This window comes from Streptomyces sp. NPDC004561 (assembly GCF_053602155.1).
Genome location: NZ_JBSGDB010000005.1, coordinates 41,674 through 57,121, shown reverse-complemented (window position 1 = coordinate 57,121; position 15,448 = coordinate 41,674). Strand labels below are relative to the sequence as shown.

Genomic DNA, 15,448 nt, shown 5'->3' with positions numbered 1-15,448 from the left:
GGAGGGGGAGACCATGGCCGCGATCAGCCTGCGCAAGGTGGAGGAGAGCGCGCCCGGGCTCGTCGGCGCCTACCGCTCCACCGGGGTGTCGACCCTGGTGGACGGGCTGATCCGCTCGGGGCTGCTGGAGGAACTGGGTCCCGAACGGCCGGGCCGGGTGGGCCGGCCCGGGTCGGCACTGGCGGTGAGCGGCCGTGGCCCGGCGGGGATCGGCGCGGAGATCGGCGTCGACCACCTCGCCGTGTGCGCGGTCGACCTGCGCGGTGCGGTCCGCGCGCGTGCCGTGCGGCACGGGGCCAACCGGGGCCGGGCGCCCGAGCCGGTGATCGAGGAGCTGACGTCACTGGTGCGGCGGGTCGTGGCGGAGGCCGAGCGGGAGGAACTGTGGCCCGCTGGGCTCGCGGTCGCCGTGCCCGGACTGGTGGCGAGGGACGGACGTACGGTCGTACACGCCCCCAACCTCGACTGGCGCGACACGGACCTCGGCGCCCTGCTGCCCGGCGGATGGCCGCTGACCGTGGACAACGAGGCCAACTTCGGTGCCCTCGCGGAGCTGTGGCTCGGCGGCGGCACCCCGCCCGACTTCCTGCACGTGTCGGCCGAGATCGGCATCGGCGCCGCGGTCGTCGTGGACGGACAGCTGCTGCGCGGGACCCGTGGGTTCGCGGGTGAGCTGGGCCATGTGCCCGTGCGGCCGGACGGGCCCGCCTGCCCGTGCGGCGGACGTGGCTGCCTGGAGCAGTACGCGGGCGAGGAGGCGGTGCTGCGCGCGGCGGGACTCGAACCGCGTGAGGACCTGGTCGGCCTGCTCGCCGAACGCGCCGAGGGCGGCGACGAGGCCGTACGAGCGGCGCTGCGGGACGCCGGTACGGCGCTCGGCATAGCCCTGACCGGGGCGGTGAACCTTCTCGACCCCGAGACGGTGGTCCTGGGCGGTGCCCTGGCAGGACTCTCGCCCTGGCTGCTGCCCGCGCTGGAAGCGGAGTTGGCGGGCCGCACGGCCGGGCCCGCCTGTCCGGTGACGGTGTCCCGGCTGGGCTCCGAGGGGCCCCTGCTGGGTGCGGCACACTCGGTCGTCCGGGTGGTACTGGACGATCCGGCGGCGGTGGCGGAACGATCCTGACGGGCGCGTCCGCTCCTCCCACGACGGCGCCGTGCCCCGCGACGCCCCCGTGCGGCTCAGCGCGAAACCCGACCGTCACGGTCGGTTCTCGCCCGCAAGACCGGACGGCCGCCCCTCGTCGCGAAGCGGGCCCCCTGACCGCGCTGCATGCGGCGGTCAGGAGCGGGAGCGCGGTGTACCCGCAGGAGAGCGCACCGCTGTGACGGGCGGAAGTCCCGGCACGCCGGCGCCCGGCTGAGCGCCGGTGTGCCGCGGCGGAAGCCTTGGCAGGCCCGGAACCCAGACTGCGCGCTGTGTGACGCGGGCGGGGCGCTGTGCAGGCCGGCACGTGACGGCGCACAGGAAACGGGTGGGGCACTGGTCACTGACGCCCCGTCGGAGGCCGCCCTTCGCCCGAACGGGTGGCCGAGTTGTCCACAGGCCGCCGTTTGTCCACGGAACCGCGGCGCGCCCTTATGCCCAACCCGCCCGCGCCGTACCGTGATTCGCACGAGGCGCAGCTGCCGAACCGTCAGGTCAGCGGAAACGCCTGCGTCATGAAGGGAATGCACCCACGTCGGACGGCAGCGGACTGACACGTATCGGGGGACACATGTACGGGGAGACGACCGAGGTGTTGCGGCGCGACGCCATCGGATTGCGCGAGGTCCTGTTCCAGAGCATCACGGCGATGGCTCCCGCCGCCGCGGTGGCCGCGTCGATTCCGTCCGGCGCCGCCTTCGCGGGCGGCAGCCTGCCGCTGGCGGTGCTGGTCGCCCTGGCGGCCTGCCTGTTCACCGCCTCCTGCGTCGCCGAACTCGCGCGTGAACTGCCCGCGGCCGGCTCGGTCGCCACCTACGCGGCGCGGGGACTGCACCCGGCCGTCGGCTTTCTCGTCGGCTGGGGCTACGTCTTCGTGGAGATGCTGGTCCCCCCGCTGCTGCTTCTGCAGCTGGGCTTCACGGTGGCGGGCGCCCTGCACGACGAGTGGTCCTCGTACCCGGCGGATCTGTGGTGGCCGTGGTCCCTGGCGGGTGCCGTCGTGATCGCCGTCGCCGGATACCTGGGCGTACGTGCCTCGGCCCGCTTCGGCACGGTGCTCGGCGCCTTCGAGGTCCTTGTCTTCCTGGTGTTCGCCGTCCTGCTCATCGGCAAGGCCGGCAGCGCCAACACCCTGTCGGTCTTCGGCACTTCCCACACCGCCGCCGGTTACGCCGGAGTCGGTGGCGTGTTCGCGGGGTCCGTGTACACCGTGCTGGCGTTCGCCGGCTTCGAGGCGGCGGCACCGCTCGCCGAGGAGACACGTGAACCCCGTCGGACGATGCATCGCGCGGTCCTCGGCGCCGCCCTCGGCATCGGCCTGTTCTACGTGATCACGACCTATGCGATGACCGTCTACTTCGGCCCCGACCGCTTCGCCGGGTTCGGCACGTCGGGCAAGGCGTCCTGGGAGGGGGTCGCCCGGGCCTCGTTCGGACTCTTCTGGGTGCTGGTCTTCCTCGCGGTGGTCAATTCCGCGATCGCCAACGCCAACGCGTGCGCGAACGTGTCGACCCGTACGGCCTTCGCCCTGGCCCGGATCCGGATGCTGCCCCGGCTGCTGGCCACGCTCCATCCCCGGCGCCGCTCCCCCGTGGCGGGCATCGCGGTGCAGACCGCCGTGGCGGTCGCCGCAGCGCTGGGGCTGGGCTTCGGCTACGACCCGCAGACCGGCTTCCTGCTCCTCGCCACGGTGATCGTCACGGTCGTCATCGGTGTCTACATCGTGGTGAACCTGGCCTGCGCGGGCCACTTCCTGCGGGCCGGACGGGACGCCTTCAAGCCGGTGCGGGATCTGCTGGTCCCGGTGCTGGGCATCGCCGCCTTCGTCCCCGCGCTGCTGACGGCCGCCGGACTACCGGTGTTCGACTTCGTGACCGAACTGACCCCTCCGGTCTCCTACGCGGGTCCGGTCGTCGGCGTCTGGATGGCGGCCGGCGTGGTGGTCCTGGCCGTGCTGATGCGCCGTCACCCGGAGCGAATAGCCGAGACCGCGCGGGTGCACTTCGACGAGTACGACCCGGCCGGCCACCGCCAGGACGGGGCGGTGCCCCGCTGACCGGCGTCCGCACCGGAAGAGCGCGACCCCGGTGGACCCGGAAGGCCCACCCGCCCACCGACCGCTCACCCGACCGCCCTCCCCACACCACCGCCCGGCGCCCAGCCGCACGCCCTCCCCTCACCACCACCCAGCCGCACGCCCTGCCCGCACCACCGAGCCGCACGCCCACCTGTGCCGCACGCCCGCCCGACGAATCCCGGCAGTCCAATCCGCCGGATCACCGCCCTCGACGACCGCCCCGCCAGAAGGGACCCCTGTCACGATGACCGACCCCCGGATCCTCACCGTGCGCCCGGAGCCGGACCAGTACGCCTGGACGTTCGGCGGGGCGGCGCCCCTGGCGCGGATCGCACCCGGCACGATGCTGGACCTGTACACGGAGGACTGCTTCGCCGGCCGGGTCCGCTCCGAGAAGGACCTGGTGTCCGAGGTGTGCGAGTTCCCGTTCCTCAACCCCCAGACCGGCCCCTTCCACATCGAGGGGGCCGAGCCCGGCGACACCGTGGCCGTGCACTTCGTGTCGGTCGAACCGGCCCGCGACTGGGCGGCGTCCACGACGGTTCCCCTGTTCGGGGCGCTCACCTCCACGCATGCCACCGCGACGCTTCAGCCGCCGCTGCCGGAGCGGGTGTGGATCTGGCAGCTGGACCGTGCGCGGCGCACCGCACTCTTCCAGGCACGGGACAGCGACATCGAGGTGGAACTGCCCCTGGACCCGATGCACGGCACGGTGGGCGTCGCACCCGCCAACCTCGAGGTGCGCTCGGCGCTGGTCCCGGACGCGCACGGCGGGAACATGGACACTCCGGAGATGCGGGCGGGGGTCACCTGCTACCTGGGCGTCAACGTCGTGGGGGCCCTGCTCAGCCTCGGCGACGGGCACGCCCGGCAGGGCGAGGGCGAGACCTGCGGGGTCGCCGTGGAGTGCGCGATGAACACCGTGGTGATCGTGGACCTCCTCAAGGACGTCGCCACCCCGTGGCCCCGGCTGGAGTCGGACACGCACATCATCTCGACCGGCTCGGCCCGCCCGTTGGAGGACGCGTTCCGGATATCGCAGCTGGACCTCGTGCAGTGGCTGGTGCGCGACTACGGGTTCAGTGAGCTGGACGCGTACCAATTCGCAACCCAGACGGTCGAATCGCCGTTGGCCAACGTGTGCGACACGAACTACACGTGCGTGGCCAAGCTCCGTAAGCAGTGGCTGCCCGCCCGTGAGACCTACCGCGGGGTGCACGCGCGGTTGCGGGAGACCGCGCGGGCCCTGCGCAGCTGACACGTCAGCCGCACCCGCCCGAAGCACTCCCGGCTCCTTCTCTCTCGCTCCCCTCCCCCACTCCCCCCACGGGACTCCCCCACACTTGAGAAAGGCACCCGCCCATGGACATGGACCAGGCAAAGCCGCGCCTGAGCAGACGGCGGCTCCTGAAGGGCGCGGCACTCGCCGCCGTCCCGTACACGCTGCTCACCGGCCCGAGTGCCCGTGCGCAGACCGCGTCCGTGGACTACCCGCCCGCTGAATGGCAGCCGGCGAGCACCTCCAACTGCACGTCGTCCGACCGGCCCGCCGACTACACCGTCGACCGCGTGATCATCCATGTGACGCAGGAGACGTACACCAACACGCTGGCCATCTTCGGGAACCCCCAGAAGCAGGTGTCTGCGCACTATCTGGTCCGTTCGGCGGACGGGCACATCGCCCAGTGCGTACACGAGGCCGACATCGCCTGGCACGCGGGCAACTGGGACTACAACACTCGCAGTATCGGCATCGAGCACGAGGGCTGGGTGGACGAGCCCGCCTACTTCACCGACGCCCTCTATGAGAAGTCGGCGAAGCTCACGGCCGCGATCTGCGACAGGTACGGCATCGCCAAGGACAGGGAGCACATCATCGGCCACTACCAGGTGCCCGGCACCAACCACACCGACCCCGGACCGGGCTGGGACTGGGTCCGCTACATCAGACTGGTCAATTTCGCCTAGCGGAGGACCTACGACGTCGAACCGGTTGTCCGCGCGGACACTCCGCGTGACGATGGTCCCGGCCGTGTCTCCGCCAGTCGCCGGAGTATCACCGCCGTATCGGCGCGCAACACCGCCGTAAGACCTCGGAGGAGGCCGAGTTGACCGAACCGTGGGTGGCCCTGGAGCCCGGGGCCGACCCCGCCGAGCACGTCCGGGCGTTGCGCCGGGCGCACGAGACATTCACCACCGTGGGCACGGTGCCGCGCCCGGTGCGGTCGGTGGTGGCGGACTCGTGGCGGCGCAGCGCGCGGGCCGGGGTCGGGCCTGACGGCGCCGCGAGCGTGGAACTGACCGACGGGGACCTCGGCGCCTACCGGGCGGAGCATCCGCTCGCCCGGGTGATGCCGCTGTTCCGGGAGCTGATGGGCACGTTCGCCGCCGACGGCGAGCATCTGCTCGCCGTGTGCGACGCGCACGGCAGGCTGCTGTGGGTCGAGGGGCACCCGGCGACCCGGCGCCGGGCGGACGGGATGAACTTCGTGCCGGGGGCGCGCTGGTCGGAGACCGCCGTGGGCACCAACGCGCCCGGGACGGCGGTCGCCGTGGACCGGCCGGTGCAGGTGTTCGCGGCCGAGCACTTCATACGGCGCGTGCAGCCGTGGACGTGCGCGGCCGCCCCCGTGCACGATCCGCGCACCGGCCGGGTTCTGGGCGCCGTGGACATCACGGGTGGCGACGGGCTGGCCCACCCGCACAGCCTGGGGTTCGTGCAGGCGGTGGCGCGGGCCGCCGAGGCCCAACTCGCGCTGCTCGCCCCGCCGAGGCCCGCCGCGGACACGCCGTTCCTGAGTGTGCTGGGCCGGGACGAGGCCGGGCTCGCCCTGGCGGGAGGGCGGATCAGGCTCAGCCGTCGGCACAGCGAGATCGTCCTGCTGCTGTCCCGGCATCCCGAGGGACTGACCGGGGACGAGTTGCTGTGCGCGCTGTACGCCGACGAGTCGGTGACCCCGGTGACGCTGCGGGCGGAACTGGCCCGGCTGCGCCGGCTGCTGGGCCCGGGTGTGCTCGCCTCTCGGCCGTACAGGCTGACGGCCGCGGTCGAGTCGGATGCGACGGTGGTGGAGCGACGACTGGAGTCGGGCGGCCTCACCAAGGCGGCGGAGGCGTACACCGGTCCGCTGCTGCCCGGTTCGCAGGCGCCGGCGATCGTCCGGCTGCGGGACCGTATCGCCGACGGGCTGCGGACGGCGCTGATCGCGCACCGCGACCCCGACCTGCTGGCGGACTGGGCACATGCGCCGTGGGGTGAGGACGACATCGAGGTGTGGCGGGCGCTCGCCGCGATGCGTCCGTCGGCACCGGTGCGGGCCCGGCTCGCCGCGCTGGAGGCCGAGCTGGCGGCGCCGCCCGGCCGGGCCGCGCGGCGGACCCGGGGCGCAACGTGGTTGCAACGTCCGCCCGTCTAGCCTCGCGCCGAGAGCTGCCCAACGACGGGCAGCGCTGCACCGGGAGGCAGACCAGCATGACTCGTTACGCGGCGCCGGGCACCGAGGGCGCGATCGTCTCCTACCAGGCGCGCTATGACCACTTCATCGGTGGCGAGTACGTGCCGCCGGTGCGCGGGCAGTACTTCGAGAACCCGTCGCCGGTGAACGGGCAGCCCTTCACCGAGATCGCGCGCGGCACCGCGGAGGACGTGGAGCGGGCGCTGGACGCGGCGCACGAGGCGGCTCCCGGGTGGGGCCGCACCTCGGTGACGGAGCGCTCCGACATCCTGCTGAAGATCGCCGACCGCATGGCGGTCAACCTCGAAGCGCTCGCGGTCGCGGAGAGCTGGGAGAACGGCAAGCCGGTGCGGGAGACGCTGGCGGCCGACATCCCGCTCGCGATCGACCACTTCCGGTACTTCGCGGGGGCGATCCGGGCACAGGAGGGGTCGCTGGGCGAGATCGACGACGACACGGTGGCGTACCACTTCCACGAGCCGCTCGGGGTCGTCGCGCAGATCATCCCGTGGAACTTCCCGATCCTGATGGCCGCGTGGAAGCTCGCGCCAGCGCTCGCCGCGGGCAACGCGGTGATTCTCAAGCCCGCCGAGCAGACCCCGGCCTCCATCCACTTCTGGATGAGCCTGATCGCGGACCTGCTCCCGCCGGGCGTGGTGAACATCGTCAACGGCTTCGGGGTGGAGGCCGGCAAGCCGCTGGCGTCCAGCCCCCGGGTGGCGAAGGTGGCGTTCACCGGCGAGACCACGACCGGGCGGCTGATCATGCAGTACGCCTCCGAGAACATCAAGCCGGTCACCCTCGAACTCGGCGGCAAGTCGCCGAACATCTTCTTCGACGACGTGTGGGCGCAGGACGACGACTTCCGGGACAAGGCGCTCGAGGGCTTCACGATGTTCGCGCTCAACCAGGGCGAGGTGTGCACCTGCCCGTCCCGGGCGCTGGTCCAGCGCGGCAACTACGCGGAGTTCCTGCAGGCGGCGGTCGAGCGCACCCGGCAGATCAAGCCGGGGCACCCGCTCGACACCGACACGATGATCGGCGCCCAGGCCTCCAACGACCAGTTGGAGAAGATCCTCTCCTACTTCGACATCGGGCGGCAGGAGGGTGCGAAGGTCCTCACGGGTGGTGAGCGCCTCGAGCAGGACGGCGAGCTGAAGGGCGGCTACTACGTCCAGCCCACCATCTTCGAAGGCGACAACCGCATGCGGATCTTCCAGGAGGAGATCTTCGGCCCCGTCGTCTCGGTGGCGTCCTTCGACGACTTCGACGACGCCATCAAGATCGCCAATGACACCCTGTACGGCCTCGGCGCGGGCGTGTGGACCCGGGACATGAACACCGCCTACCGCGCGGGCCGCGCGATCCAGGCGGGCCGCGTGTGGACCAACTGCTACCACGCGTACCCCGCGCACGCCGCGTTCGGCGGCTACAAGCAGTCCGGTATCGGCCGCGAGACGCACAAGATGATGCTGGAGCACTACCAGCAGACGAAGAACCTCCTGGTGTCCTACTCGCCGAAGAAGCTCGGCTTCTTCTAGACGCAGAAAAAGGGCGCCTGACCAGGGAAGATGCCCGGCAGGCGCCCTTCTCGGCGCACATCTAAGCAGCGAGTCGAAACACGCCCTTACTCCCGGTATCTCCCACCCATATCCCAGCTCTGACCAGCAGTTCCGGGGCATTTCCGGGCCAAGGTCCCGCTAAGGCGCTCTCCGCATCGTCATCGTCCGTCGCCTCCTCCCATCGCCGCATGGAGTCTTCGATCAGGGTGTTGGCGTGGTTCCGCGCATCAGCCAGGAACTTGGCGTAGTAGCGGAAGAGGACCTGGATGCTCTGCCCAGCCCGGCGCGCACACTCTGCGGGGTCGACGCCGGAGGCCAACCAGAAGGAGATGCCGGCGTGGCGCAGGTCGTAGGGACGCTTCGCCAGGTCAAGGGCGTGCTCGTCAAGCGTAAGAACAGCCTCACGCGCTCGCCCCCAGGTGATGCCGTACGCCGAGGCGTCGATGTAGTTCCCCTCTGCGTTGTGGAACAGGCGTCCGTCGGATGCAACGCCGAAGCTTCCTATGTGTTCGCGCAACATGCGGACGAGCACTGGAGGAATTGGCACCGGGCGTGTCGCCTTGACTGCCCGCCGCTTCAGGGAGTGGATCTCGTGGACGGCGCCGTCATCCGTCCACTCCTTACCGGCAGTCACGACGCCGCCCTTCAGGTTCAGAAGGCCCCAGCCGCTCGCCGGCAGACGGCACTGGGACTTCTGTAGATGGATCACCTCGGCTGGGCGCATGGCGGCGTAGTACATGCAGCCGAAGAAGGCGTACAGATGAGGGCCACGGCCGGGTAGGGCTCTGACTGCGGCTAGCAGTCGGGCAACCTGAGCCGGGTTCGGCACGCAGTCGGGATCGACTTCATCGGCGACTTCCGGCGCCGTCCAGCGAAGACCGATCAGCGGGTTCTGCGCGAAGTATCCGCGTTCAACGGCTACACCAAACACCTCGTTGACCGCAGCCTTCTTTCGCTTCACGGTCTTCGCGGCAGCGGCCGTTCCATCGACCTTCCGACAGAGTGCGTCGAGGCCACGCCGCAGCACATCGGGATCATCCAACTCACCTACAGGCAGCGAGTGGCGCTGCAGCCAGTCCAATGCCGCCTGCCACTCTTCTGACGCATCGATCTTCCAGGCGTTCTTGTTGAAGGCCCAGGAGTAGAGCGCTCGCCGCAGCACGCGGGGCGCCCGGTAGCTGGCTCCTGGTTCAACGAAGGCTGGCGTGATGGTCGCCAAGGCATCTGCCAGCGTGCGTCGCGTGTTCCCTGGTGTTCGGTCCCACCGTTGCTCGATGTGCTCCCGGGCCAGGACGTACCAAGTGGTCCGCTGCTTCAGGGCCCGAAGTTCGGAGGCTGGCAGACCCGTCCGGGCGTCGAAGGGTTCGCCGTCGCGAGCGGCGGTCATGAGCTTGGCGCGACGGCTCTCCGCCAGCCCCTTGGTGAGGAAGGACTCGGATTTTTCACGCCCGTTGACCGTCCAACGGACCTCAAATCCCTTGCGGCGGTCGGGCCGCTCGCGAATGTCCCAGAACCGGACCTTGTAACTCATCGCCATTCAGGCGTATCCCTTTCGCATGCCTCCCACCACGCATCCAAGTCAGCGCGGCGACAGCGCAGTTCACCATTGGGTAGCTTGACCATTCGGGGTGCCTGACCGCGAGCGCGTAGGCGGTAGAAGGCCGATTGACTCATCCGGATTTCCGCTAGAACCTCGGCGAGCTTGAGCGCAGGTGGACGAGCCATTGATGTTTCCTCGGGGATTCCGGATTTGTCGGCCGCCCAAGCGGCAGCGCGCAACTTGCACCCATTCCGTCACGGCTGATGGGCAGGCGCTGTCAATTGCGGGTGCAGGGACCCGACATGAAGGGCTGTAGTGTCCGAAGGGCTCCACCGCCAAGCACAGCCGCTGCGAACACCCTCAATGGTCGTCACGATCGCCGGTTTGGCTAACCGGCGATCGTGGTCTATGTTGTGCGTCCCTGCAGGGAAATTCACGGACGATTACTGGCGGGCAAAACTCAGGGGGCTCGCCGGTACGATCGGAGGACGGGGGCGCGCCGTCCGTCATGAGCACCCCCAGCCCGTCGTCAATGAGCCGGCCAAGATCGCGTGCAACAACGTGCTCGGGAGCATCGACGGCTCGGGCTACATGTCTGTGTGGGGCCGCAGGTGTGTCGCGATGTGCGCGAGGACAGCTCGGTCCCGGCGGTAGCTACATTGCAGCAAGTCCTCGCTGACCAACACGGCCGCACAGACACAGAGGCACAGCGCCGGGGAGGAGCGCCGTCGTTCTCTCGCGCCGATGTGGTCCATACGTTCGGGGCTCCAAGTGCCAAGCGGATGGGGCGATGAATCGGGCGGACTAGCCTCGCGCTTTCACGAAGCAGGCCGCCCGAGGCTTGATCAAGAACGCGGGGAGTGGACCCGACCTGCAGCGATAGGACTTGCTGAGGGTCCTGTTGATTGCGAGGAAAGACTCACTTCCCAGGCGAACCGACGTGATCATCGATGCCCTGCGCTGACTCCACGCCCTCCCGCACCGGCTGACCAGCTTTTTCCCATCCCTGCGAACACCACCGGCCCGCCGGAGCCGTGGAACTCGGCGTCCACCCGGCGCGACAGCCGAGTCCTCAATCTGCCTCGGCTCTGCAAACTCCACCAACTCTCAACATAACCAGCCGGTCAGTAAGCTGACGTCCCCTCAGTCAGGTTCGAAGACAATCGCCCGATCCTGGAGCGGACGATTGTCTCCACCGACATGAGCGGCGCTCAGTTCACTTGACGTCGGCCAGCCAGCGCAGCGCGCTGAGGCTCGGCAGGAAGAAGTACTCTCCGCCACGGGTGATGACAAAACGCTCCACGCCGTGCAGACGGCGCCGAAGGGGGTGCTGCGGGATCGTGAAGATGCCCGTGCCGTCGTTGTCGCCCGTGAGTAGATCCTTCTCCTGGTCGAGGCCGGTGAAATGGCCGTCGTTCAACCATTGCGACTTCACGAACTCAAACTGGCGGTCGAGGTGCGAGCCGATGAAGACGAAGACGATGCCACGGTCGGCGCCGTCGTCGTCCAGGACACCGGCCGGCAGCGGAGGACCGTAGTTGGTACCCCGCCGGATCATGTGGTGCAGGCGAACGTCGCCGATGATCTCCGAGTCGCGCGGGTTGGCCCGTCTGGCGTGGGCGCCGTGGGGGCAACTCGTGCCACCCGGATCGGACGCGTAGCGGAAGTCGTTGTTGCGCTGGTCGTCCGCTCCCAGGGCCGGGTCGTCGTGTTCGGGCGCCAGGATCAACGGGGCGCCGCTCTGCCAGCGGCCCACGATCTTGGCTGCGAGCAGCGACTCTTCCTCCGGGCTGTCGGAGTTGTCGTGCAGATACCGGCGGAACGCCGCGACGCATGTGTGCAGCTTCCGCCAGGCCACGAAGGTGCCGTTGCGCCCCAGTTCGGCTGGCTGCGGCATCGGCGGCAGGTTTCCGGTCTCGTCGGGATAGCCGAGCACGAATTCGCCTGCCTTGACCACGGAACCGTCACCGGGAGGAGTCTCGGCACCACTGCCTTCGATCGTGGGGTTGCCGATGCCGTCCTTGTAGCCGAAGCTGGTGCGCCCGGTGGACAGCTGGTAGAAGTCCTGCCGATGGACGACCTGAACACCGGGAAGCTGCGCGTGGGCCATGCGCGCACGTTCGAGGACGACCGCCAACGACTCCTGGTCGGCGGCCAGGAGGGACAGCACGACGTGTACCTGGCCGGTGCCGAAGGGCGGCTCCCAGCGTGCGGGCGCGTTCTCCCCGGTGTCACCGATGAATTCGGCGCGCGCAGCCATGCCCTGCCGGAACTCCTCAGGGAAGGTGTTCAGGGCGGCTGGTGGGACCTGGAGCGCTTCGAGCCCTCGATACGTCAGTCCGGCGTTGAGGAGCGCGGGCAGGTCCGGTTGCCACCAGTTGGCGGCGGAGTCGACCAGTTCGGCCAGACGCCCCATCAGCTCACGCCCGGCGCCGGGATCGTCCACACGCAGCAGGATGTAGGTGCCGACGTACGGTGACGGCCGGTTGCGCAGCACGATGCCCTGAATCTCGTCTAGCTGCAGCGGCGGGGCTTCGGTTGCTGTCATGTCGTCCCTCCGGAAGAGTGCCGGGTGATTTGTACCAATTACCCCTATCATCGGCACTCTCCGACACGACGCATCGCACGATCGACGAGTGCATGGGCGCGCGGGGTCGCCCGAAGCACGAGGTTGTGCCGCGCGAGCCGAAGTGCTCGTTGGGGATCGCCGCCGACGGTTAGCCAGAACTCCGCCGCGTGCTCGGCGTACGCCTCGGGGTGGCGCGCCATCAGCTCCTCGTAGCGCGCGCCAGCGTGGGCACGCCAGAACCGAGCCTCCGCCGACGCTTCAGACCTGCCCAGGAGATGGGCGAGCCGGGTCGCATAGTCGGGATCGTCGCTGGCCATGGCTAGCCGGCGCAGGCGCTCGATCGCCACGGCCGTCCTGCCCTCGGCGGCGTCGGTCTCAGCAAGGTGGCCTTCGGCCGGCACGTAGGACGGCAGTCGGGAAGCGGCCGACTCCAGCCAGGTGCGCGCGCTCACCAGGCCGCCCTGGGCCAGTCGCATCTGCCCGCACTGAAACTCGAGGACCGCCAGTGGAAACGGACTGACCCCGCGGTAGGCGCTTCTCGCCGCCAAAAACCACGTCTCGGCCTCGTCCGCCTCGCCGCTCTCGGCACGACAGCGGGCCATGGCGCCGAGCGTCCTGAAGTCCTGCCGCCTCAACAGCCCCTGTCGAAGCAGCGCAAGCGCCTCGTCGTACTGCCCGACCGCCTGCCAGACGGCTGCTCGCTCCTCGTCCACGGTTCGCCGATCGAGCCCCAGCGCAGCCGCCCCGTCCAGATCGTCCAGCGCCGCCGCGAACCGGTGGAAGAGGCCCGACAGCCTGGCGCGCGCCACCAGCGGGCGAGGATCGCGCGGCGCCTGCTCGACGAACGCCTCGGCCAGCGACGCAGCGCGCTCGGCCTCGTCGATGCGGCCCCGTACGTGCCCGCGCAGGGCGGTCAGCTCCACCAACTCGCCCCAGCCGTCGGCGGTGAGTCTTTCCCGTGCAGCCTGCGACGTCAGACCTTCGATGCGCGCGTCGAGGTTGCCCATGGCGATGACGCCGGCTGTCGTGGGCGGCCCGCCCGCAAGGTCGGGCCCTCTCACACCGCCGACACGAGTGCCCGCCGTGGAACTGCTCATCGGCTCGCGGCGACCGCCGGGATGGTGGCCGCCTGCTCAGGCGGATTCGGGTTGGCCGGTGCCAGGTACGGGAATTCACGTGAAGCCGGGACGGTCCCGTCGACGCCGTCGCTCACGCGCGGGCCATGGCCCGCATTGACGATCAGCGTGTAGAGCGTGTCGATGACATCGTCGTTGAGCGATCGGCCGCCGCAGCTCGCATGCTCCCGTCCCTCTAGCAGAGCCTGCTCGATCTCGAAGTAGCTGTCTTCGGCGTACGGCTTGGCAACGTCCACGACCAGGAAGTCCGCGAGGAGCAGTTCTGTCAGCGGATGCGTCCCGTCCGGCTGTGTCGTCCAGTCCGCCTTGCCGTCGAGATCGTCGAAGAAGACCAGGTTGGCATTGAGCCGCGCGCGATAGGCGTCCATGTAGCTCGGACCCAGCCGGAACGGGTCTTCCTCGTTGTAGAGATCGCGCAGGTCCACGACCTTGTTGGCGGTGTCGACCCCGTTGTCCGACATGAGGATGTTCTTGACCTCGGGGCGGCCGAGACGTTCGAGGCGCACGGGATACGGGCCGGCCGTGACGGTTTCCGCCGCGACGGCGAAGACGCTGCCCGAGGCCGCCCCGAACAACCTGGGGACGTCAACCTCTGCCACGAGGGCCAGGACGTCGGCTCCCTCCAGAGTGTTGGTGCCCTTCGGCACGAAGGCGAGCCGTCGGCTCGCCCGCGTCTCTACTTCCTTGGCCACGTCCATGAAGAAGGGATCCAGCCGCAGCCCGGCATAGCAGCGTACGCCATGCCCCTCTCCGCCCCGCTCGTCATTCACCAGAAACGAAACCGATTCCCCGCTCGGCAGTACGCACGTTCCCTGCTGCGCCGGCTCCCCGACGTCATCCGGTCCGGCCGGAGCCGAGAAGGTGCAGGTAAGCGCGAATTCCTCGGTGCCGACATCGAAGAGTGAACCGGAATCCCCCATCGGAACGGATGCCGGACGGACGCGGAAGCGATAGCTGGCAGCGTCGGAGAAAAGGGCTCCCGGCCTCGCATTGGGAAAGACATTCATGACAAGGACGAGCCGACCCGCCTGGGAGGGGCTGGGAAAGGCAAAAAGGTCGGTCAGGTCTATGGCCGGATCGGCCAAGGCACGGGTGCCGGAAAGATGGTCGGACATGATGCTGCGACCTCCACTGACGGGGCCCGGTCGACGAACTCGCAGCGTTGCCGGACCGCCTGGTGGTGCCCAGGCGCCATGGCCACGGCTACAGCACCTGGCCGCAAGACAACTGCTAGGCGGACGCAGTATCCAGCAGGGTGTTGAACGCCTGCGTGACCTTTTGCGCCTTGGTGGTGTCATCGACCGTCATGGTCGGATTGGAGGCGTACCACATGTCCGCCTCAACGATCTTCGTCGCCAGCCAGTCGACCATGTGCGGATCGCTCGCCCCGGGCCAGCCCTCAACGGTATCTTCGAACATCTCGTCGAACCACGCTCCGGCGTTGGCGAAGATGTCAGCCATGTACGGCTTGAAGTCACCGTCATAGGTGACCGCGCCTATGACCTGAGTGTCATTGTTGATGAACGTGACGCGGAAGTCGTGGACAGTGCCGACGAGCTTTTCGTAGTGCCAGGCGTCCTCCTGGATCTTGGCGGCCTTCTGGTGGAACCTCTCCGCCCCGCCCGGCTTGGCATCGAGGAGAACGGTGATTTCCGCTACCTCCCCGACGCGCTTGCCAAGACCGTCGGGCTGCCTGGCCACCGTCGGAGTCGCGCCCCCCGGAGTCGCCGACTGCGCAGAGCTCTGTGTTGTCATGACTCCCTCTCCTTTTGATCGTCTATCGGCTGGTCTGTGGGCTCTCCTCCGTTCTGAGCGCCTTCCTGACTACCTCCACAGCCAGCTTTGTCGTCCTGCAGGGCGTCGGCAAGACGATCACGCCCCATGGGTCGAAAGATGGCGGCGGCCAGATCATGAGCGGAAACATGAAAGTGCCCTTGACCTGCAACGATAGGGACTCGCTGAGGG

12 protein-coding genes are annotated in these 15,448 nt (G+C 69.2%); 6 read left to right on the top strand and 6 right to left on the bottom strand.

The features are described 5' to 3' along the window. The first annotated feature begins 13 nt into the window (after window positions 1-13). The 6 genes from ACWEN3_RS01460 (at window position 14) to exaC (ending at window position 8,217) form a co-directional block, all read left to right on the top strand. Window positions 14-1,123: an ROK family protein gene (locus ACWEN3_RS01460; protein WP_452964179.1), complete on the top strand. Its 1,110-nt coding sequence runs from the start codon at window positions 14-16 to the stop codon at window positions 1,121-1,123. A gap of 592 nt (window positions 1,124-1,715) precedes the next feature. After that, entirely contained in the window at window positions 1,716-3,200 is a 1,485-nt protein-coding gene (locus tag ACWEN3_RS01455; RefSeq protein WP_452964172.1) for an APC family permease, read from the top strand. Between the two features lie 265 nt (window positions 3,201-3,465). After that, window positions 3,466-4,479 (top strand): acetamidase/formamidase family protein, encoded by a 1,014-nt coding sequence (locus ACWEN3_RS01450; protein ID WP_452964169.1) that lies wholly within the window; start codon window positions 3,466-3,468, stop codon window positions 4,477-4,479. 110 nt (window positions 4,480-4,589) lie between these two features. Then, the gene (locus ACWEN3_RS01445) at window positions 4,590-5,189 is read left to right on the top strand and encodes an N-acetylmuramoyl-L-alanine amidase (protein WP_452964176.1); all 600 of its coding nucleotides are present in this window, start codon (window positions 4,590-4,592) and stop codon (window positions 5,187-5,189) included. Between the two features lie 140 nt (window positions 5,190-5,329). Beyond that, on the top strand, window positions 5,330-6,637 hold the full coding sequence (locus tag ACWEN3_RS01440) for a GAF domain-containing protein (protein ID WP_452964167.1): 1,308 nt from the start codon (window positions 5,330-5,332) through the stop codon (window positions 6,635-6,637). 56 nt (window positions 6,638-6,693) lie between these two features. Continuing rightward, entirely contained in the window at window positions 6,694-8,217 is a 1,524-nt protein-coding gene (gene exaC / locus ACWEN3_RS01435; RefSeq protein WP_452964164.1) for an acetaldehyde dehydrogenase ExaC, read from the top strand. Between the two features lie 61 nt (window positions 8,218-8,278). On the opposite strand, the gene ACWEN3_RS01430 is transcribed toward exaC, so the two are convergent. From ACWEN3_RS01430 to ACWEN3_RS01405, 6 genes are all read right to left on the bottom strand, one after another. Beyond that, on the bottom strand, window positions 8,279-9,775 hold the full coding sequence (locus ACWEN3_RS01430) for a site-specific integrase (protein WP_452964163.1): 1,497 nt from the start codon (window positions 9,773-9,775) through the stop codon (window positions 8,279-8,281). Next, window positions 9,766-9,963 (bottom strand): helix-turn-helix transcriptional regulator, encoded by a 198-nt coding sequence (locus ACWEN3_RS01425; RefSeq protein ID WP_452964161.1) that lies wholly within the window; start codon window positions 9,961-9,963, stop codon window positions 9,766-9,768. The genes ACWEN3_RS01430 and ACWEN3_RS01425 overlap by 10 nt, the downstream gene beginning before the upstream one ends. A gap of 1,031 nt (window positions 9,964-10,994) precedes the next feature. Beyond that, complete coding sequence (locus ACWEN3_RS01420; RefSeq protein WP_452964175.1) at window positions 10,995-12,377, bottom strand: Dyp-type peroxidase; 1,383 nt, start codon at window positions 12,375-12,377, stop codon at window positions 10,995-10,997. Next, on the bottom strand, window positions 12,374-13,354 hold the full coding sequence (locus ACWEN3_RS01415) for a tetratricopeptide repeat protein (protein ID WP_067045108.1): 981 nt from the start codon (window positions 13,352-13,354) through the stop codon (window positions 12,374-12,376). Before ACWEN3_RS01415 ends, ACWEN3_RS01420 begins: the two co-directional genes overlap by 4 nt. A gap of 86 nt (window positions 13,355-13,440) precedes the next feature. After that, entirely contained in the window at window positions 13,441-14,598 is a 1,158-nt protein-coding gene (locus ACWEN3_RS01410) for a DUF4331 family protein (RefSeq protein ID WP_452964159.1), read from the bottom strand. A gap of 115 nt (window positions 14,599-14,713) precedes the next feature. Next, entirely contained in the window at window positions 14,714-15,238 is a 525-nt protein-coding gene (locus ACWEN3_RS01405; RefSeq protein WP_452964157.1) for a hypothetical protein, read from the bottom strand. Between the last annotated feature and the right edge of the window lie 210 nt (window positions 15,239-15,448).